Annotated in this window: 4 protein-coding genes; 1 reads left to right on the top strand and 3 read right to left on the bottom strand. The window is 39.8% G+C overall.

Going from position 1 to position 5563, the window contains the following annotated elements; translation table 11 throughout:
* Both CWC16_RS19090 and CWC16_RS19085 read right to left on the bottom strand, forming a co-directional pair.
* Positions 1 to 352 (bottom strand): four helix bundle protein (locus CWC16_RS19090; protein ID WP_138542669.1); only part of this gene is annotated, 352 nt, incomplete at its 3' end.
* A gap of 147 nt (positions 353 to 499) precedes the next feature.
* Entirely contained in the window at positions 500 to 1273 is a 774-nt protein-coding gene (locus tag CWC16_RS19085) for a YggN family protein (RefSeq protein ID WP_055018931.1), read from the bottom strand.
* A 947-nt stretch (positions 1274 to 2220) separates the two neighbouring features.
* On the opposite strand from CWC16_RS19085, the gene CWC16_RS19080 reads away from it, so the two are divergent.
* Positions 2221 to 3663: a capsule assembly Wzi family protein gene (locus CWC16_RS19080; protein WP_138542668.1), complete on the top strand. Its 1443-nt coding sequence runs from the start codon at positions 2221 to 2223 to the stop codon at positions 3661 to 3663.
* A gap of 884 nt (positions 3664 to 4547) precedes the next feature.
* Here the strand turns inward: CWC16_RS19080 and galU are convergent.
* Positions 4548 to 5468 (bottom strand): UTP--glucose-1-phosphate uridylyltransferase GalU, encoded by a 921-nt coding sequence (galU, locus tag CWC16_RS19075; protein ID WP_138542667.1) that lies wholly within the window; start codon positions 5466 to 5468, stop codon positions 4548 to 4550.
* Positions 5469 to 5563 lie beyond the last annotated feature (95 nt).

Below are 5563 nucleotides of genomic sequence, written 5' to 3'. Positions count from 1 at the left end.
AGCGGTCAGCGGTCATTTTTAATGTTGCGATTAAACTAGTCAACATTTTTGAAAGCGCTACGGTTTCATCAAGCCACTTTCGACCAACGGATTTATCTATATAACAAATATCTATTCCAATATAAATTTGCGTTCTTGCTTCAGCTATTGATGAGCGAGCAATATCTAAAAATCTAACTTTTTCTTTATTGCTGTCTCTGGTCATCCCCTCGGCTATATTACTAGGAACAGACAAACCAGAGCGTGTTAATTGATCTCTAAACCCATAATCTTTTATCGAGCTCGTGATTTTATATATATCAGCACTTAAACGGGCTGAACGTTTCCAAACTTCTAAGTTTTTAAAGTTCATCGACTTAATCCTAGCTATTTACTTTTAGCTTAGAAGTATTTGAAGAAATAGACACCCAAAACGCAATTAAAGCCTAAGACTGATAGCTAACAGCTAATAACTAATAACTAATAACTAACAGCTTATAGCTTATAACCCCCACTTTCCTTACGATTTTATCTGCACTAAATCAAAGTCAGCCATGCCCGGAACTATCGCTTGCAAGCGCGATTCGGTCACATCAAGTGCGTTTAAACATTCGCAATACTCAGAGGCTTTAAGCTCAAGTTGCTGGGCCTTTTTTTGTAGTGATTTATCTATTTCTTTAGAGATAATATTCATACGTTGGCCCATGTCGTTAATGCGGTCTTCAATATTACCTTCGCGTGATTTAAATGCATCACCAAGTGACATTAAAATAGCGCCTAACGAGCCATGTACGGCAGAATGTATTTGCTGGCTTATTTCTTTAGTGAAAAAATCATCAATTTGCGAGAGAGATTGTGGAGCAATAAAAAAGAAGTCATCGCCGCGCTTAAATTTATCCATAAGCGCGCGCTCTACGTACTGGAGCTGTGTTTTTAGTACCTCTGGCTCTTTGTCAGACATACCCTCAACCACATGTTCAATGGCGCTTAAACCTAAGTTAACCCCATCAGTGGCTAAGTTAACAAGCTCAGGCACCGTATGGCGAATACCATTACTAAATTGCTCAAGTACTTTGCTTTCTTCTGTGCTTAAATCAACCCAATAACCACGAATAAATAGCTGGTTATTGTTATTAATTTGCACGCGGGTTTGGCCTTTATCAAGAATACGTATAACGTCGTCGGTAATTATTAAGCCATGACTCAACTCAACATCGCACTGCGACTGAGCTAAAACTGCAGAACTTGAAAGTGCTAAACACAACGCCAATATCGAACGAGATAACAACGCCATATACACCCCAACAAGCTAAAAAAGGAAGGCAGGTAGGTTAACAAAAAACCAACTTTATGCAAGAAAAATAGCTGTTAGCTGTTAGCTGTTAGCTGTTAGCTGTTAGCTGTTAGCTGTTAGCTGTTAGCTGTTAGCTGTTAGCTGTTAGCTGTTAGCCAGAATAAATTATTAAGCATCGCGTTTACAATAAATACGGTTATATTTTATTAGTAGGCGTGAAGCTTGCTCACGCAATTGAAACATCTATACTATGCAGCAAGACGCCTACAATAAATTTAGCTTCAGAGCTTATTTGGGCTGTAGACGTAGAGCTTGCTCACGTTAGAAGCGAAGCTTCTCATGGCTTTAAAATATAATAACCACTGTAAAAGCACTACCTTTAAACTCCAGAAAGCAAGGCGCCTACAACGCTACCATCTAAAGCGCAGCGTCTCTAAACCTCTTTGTGAATAAATTACTTAAAACCCTATTGCACAAAGAGAAGCAAAAGAGAAAAAATGAGAAAACATGCAAGTAGCAGCGAGTTTACCTCGCGTCTAAATTTATTGTTTAACTAGGCATAAAGCCTAAGTGCGCCAGCAAGCAAGGCGCCTATAACGCTACCATCTAAAGCGCAGCGTCTCTAAACCTCTTTGTGAATAAATTACTTAAAACCCTATTGCACAAAGAGAAAAAATGAGAAAACATACATGTAGCAGCGAGTTTACCTCGCGTAAAACGTTTTGCATCAATATATATGCATAATAAATTGCAAATATGCCACCAAACTGCGGCCTATAAAATAAAACTTAGCGTCAAAGTTCATTTGGGCTAAAAATAAGGCGCTTACTTAAAATAGCTAGTAATTATCTACATAGGGTGAGTCTTTCTCTTTCTAACTCTGCCATTTATTGCTAACCTCGCATTAACGTTTTTTACTTAAACAATTTTTTGCTAACGGAATAAATATGCTAAAAAAAATATCGCTACTTGTCGGGATGGCAATCAGTGCAAATGTAATGGCTAAAGGCGGGGTTTCACCATATTTACCTTTAAATCAAGTACCCGAGCTTGAGCACCAAGTACAACGCCTTTTAGCTGTAAGTAAAAATACGCACATAATGAGTAAGCCCTATAAAGCGCATGATATTTATAGAGTGCTGCAAACTGTTAGGCATACTTACCCTGAGTTATACCAAACACTTTCTTATCAACTTAGCCCCTACATACAAAGTGATGCAGGCGCTTTTGCAAAGTTAACCATAGCCGCAGGTACAAAAGATAAAACACTGCCAAACCAGCGTGGGCAAACCACAAAAAATAACTTAATTGCTGAAGGCGGCGCTTATGCAAACTTTGGACGCCACTTTGGTGTTAGTGTTGCGGGTATAGCCAACGAAGACGAAATACTCCCAACGCAAAGCTTTATATACTTAGGGTATAAATACGCCCAACTAGATATTGGTTACCGTGAGCATTGGTACTCTCCCTTTGAAGACAGCGCTATGTTATTAAGCACACAAGCTAAAACTACACCTTCTATAACGCTTAGTAACGTAAACCCAATCACTAGCTTTAACATTAGATACGACATGTTTATTAGCCAAATGACAGAGCAAAGAGAAATACTTGAAAGTACAAAGCAAAGAGATGTTATACGTCAATATAAGCCAGGTAAGCCGTATTTATTTGGTTTGCATACAAGCTTTGCAGTTACCGATGATTTAACCATTGGTTTAAGCCGCTTAATGCAATTTGGTGGCGGGCCACGTAGCGTGACGCTAAAAGACTTTGCCGAAGGTTTTTTTACACCAGGTAGCAAAGATAATATAACTCGCTCGGATGCCGATGAAGTTGATGCAAACTATGAGCTTGGCGATCAATTAGGCTCTATAACGTTTGAGTATAATAACAGCCTTTATTCTCTTCCGTTTGAACTTTATGGCGAAGTCGCACTTGAAGATACGCTGGGTGGTTCACGCAATAACGCCTACAGTTTTGGACTGTATTTACCTTTTATAGCAAATAGTCATAGCCTTCGTTTTGAGCACAGTAATTTACAAAAAAGCTGGTATGCAAATAGCATTTACAAAGATGGAAACCGTAATTCAGGTAATGTTATCGGCCATTGGGCGGGTGATGAGCACAATTACACCGACTACACGCCAGCCAAAACAATGAGTATAAATTGGCATTGGCAATTAAGCTCCATAGAAACGCTCAATACCACTATTCGTATGCTCAAAAATAAGCGTGAAGGGTATGAAACTAGCTATGAGCTACAAACAGCCTATACACGTAAGTTAAGCAAACCAATAATGGGCGCCCAAAGTTGGGGCGCAGAGCTTTATCAGGGAAAAGATGTATACGGAGAAACTTTTGCAAGGTTAGCCGTATTTGCAAATTTTTAGAGTTTATTAAAGGCGCACCTTAAAGCTTTGCTTTTAAAAGCTTAAATTTAGCCTAAGTGCGCCAGCAAGCAAGGCGCCTACAAAATAAGGGTTTACTCCGAGCATAAAACCTACGAAGGCGTGAAGCTTGTTCACGCAAAACTGCGAGTTTACCTCATGTTTGTCACTAATACTCAATACGCGGTATAAAGCCGCGACTACTACCTTACCCTCTACAGCGCAGCGCCTCTTAACCTCTTTGTAAATAAGTTACTTAAAACCCTACTGCAGAAAGAGAAAAAAGAAGAGTAAATGAGTAAGACATTTAAGTAGTAGCGGGTTTTCCTTTTGCCAGACGTTTTGCATTAATAAATGCACCATTAATTCCAAATGCCTCAGCGAGCAAGGCGCCTACAACGTTATCCTCTACAGCGCAGCGCCTCTTAACCTCTTTGTGAATAAGTTACTTTAAACCCTATTGCACAAAGAGAAGAAAAAGAGGAGTAAATGAGGAGAGCACTTAAGCAGTAGCGAGTTTACCTCGCGTTTAGCCTTAACGCGGCATAAAGCCGCTGCTACAACATGACCCTCTATAGCGCAGCGTCACTTAACCTCTATGTAAATAAGTTAGTTAAAACCCTATTGCACAAAGAGAAGAAAAAGAGGAGTAAATGAGTAAGGCATTTAAGTAGTAGCGAGTTTTCCTCGTGTCAGACGTTTTGCATTAATAAATGCACCATTAATTCCAAATGCGCCAACAAGCAAGGGCCTACGGTAAAAACACAATGTCGTAGGCGTGAAGCTTACTCACGCAAAACATAACAACTTGGTACTAACCAAATATATACACCCACAAAAAAGCGCGTCATGTAGCCGCGCTTAAAAATAATATAAACTCTACAATATTATAAATTTACAACATTATCAGATTGCGCAGCCGGCTCATCGTTAACTAACGACGTTAAGTATTGGCCAAAATCATCGCCAAGCTTAGTATCGCGCATACCGTATTCTACGATTGCTTTTAAGTAGCCTAGCTTATCGCCACAGTCGTGCGAGCGGCCACTCATATGAAATGCTTCAACGGTTTCTTGAGTCATTAACGCATCAATAGAGTCTGTTAATTGTATTTCACCACCAGCGCCTACTGGCGTTTTGGCAAGTAGTGGCCAAATATTTTTACTCAGTACATAACGCCCCACTACAGCAAGGTTTGAAGGCGCTTTATCAGCTTCAGGCTTTTCAACCATGGTTTTAATTGCCGCACTGTTGCCTGGCGTTAATTGCACGCCGTTTATATCAGCAATACCGTATTTACTTACATCTTCTTGTGCTACCGGCTCAAGCATAATTTGACTTGCTTTAGTTTCGTTAAAGCGTTTGATCATCGCGGCTAGGTTTTCAGTTTTTTGATCGGCTGTGTAAGCATCAAGTATCACATCTGGCAGCAGTACAATAAAATCGTTATCGCCCACAATTGGCTTTGCACACAAAATAGCGTGGCCTAGGCCTTTAGCTTCGCCTTGGCGTACACTCATAACTGTTACATCGGTAGGGCAAATAGAGCGTACTTCTTCAAGCAGAGCACGCTTAACGCGTTTTTCAAGCGTTGCTTCAAGCTCGTAGCTAGTATCAAAATGGTTTTCTATGGCGTTTTTAGAACTATGCGTTACAAGTACAATGTCTTTAACACCAGCAGCTACACACTCACTTACTATGTATTGTATAAGTGGCTTATCTACAATTGGTAGCATTTCTTTAGGGATTGCTTTAGTCATAGGCAGCATACGCGTACCAAGGCCAGCAACAGGAATAACAGCTTTCATGGGTAGTCCTTTATTTATAAATTAATTATTTTTAACTTAGCAGGTTAAATGTAGATGGGGGCTGAATGAATGGGAAGCTATCAGCTATCAGCTAT

It is taken from the genome of Pseudoalteromonas sp. S3776, assembly GCF_005886915.1.
Lineage (GTDB): Bacteria > Pseudomonadota > Gammaproteobacteria > Enterobacterales > Alteromonadaceae > Pseudoalteromonas.
Note: the sequence above shows the minus strand (reverse complement) of the source record. Positions and strands in the feature narration are given on the sequence as shown.

Bases quoted from the DNA above. Each gene is read 5' to 3' on its own strand.
- CWC16_RS19085 (WP_055018931.1), bottom strand. From the start codon at position 1,273: ATGGCGTTGTTATCTCGTTCGATATTGGCGTTGTGTTTAGCACTTTCA.
- CWC16_RS19080 (WP_138542668.1), top strand. From the start codon at position 2,221: ATGCTAAAAAAAATATCGCTACTTGTCGGGATGGCAATCAGTGCAAAT.
- galU (WP_138542667.1), bottom strand. From the start codon at position 5,468: ATGAAAGCTGTTATTCCTGTTGCTGGCCTTGGTACGCGTATGCTGCCT.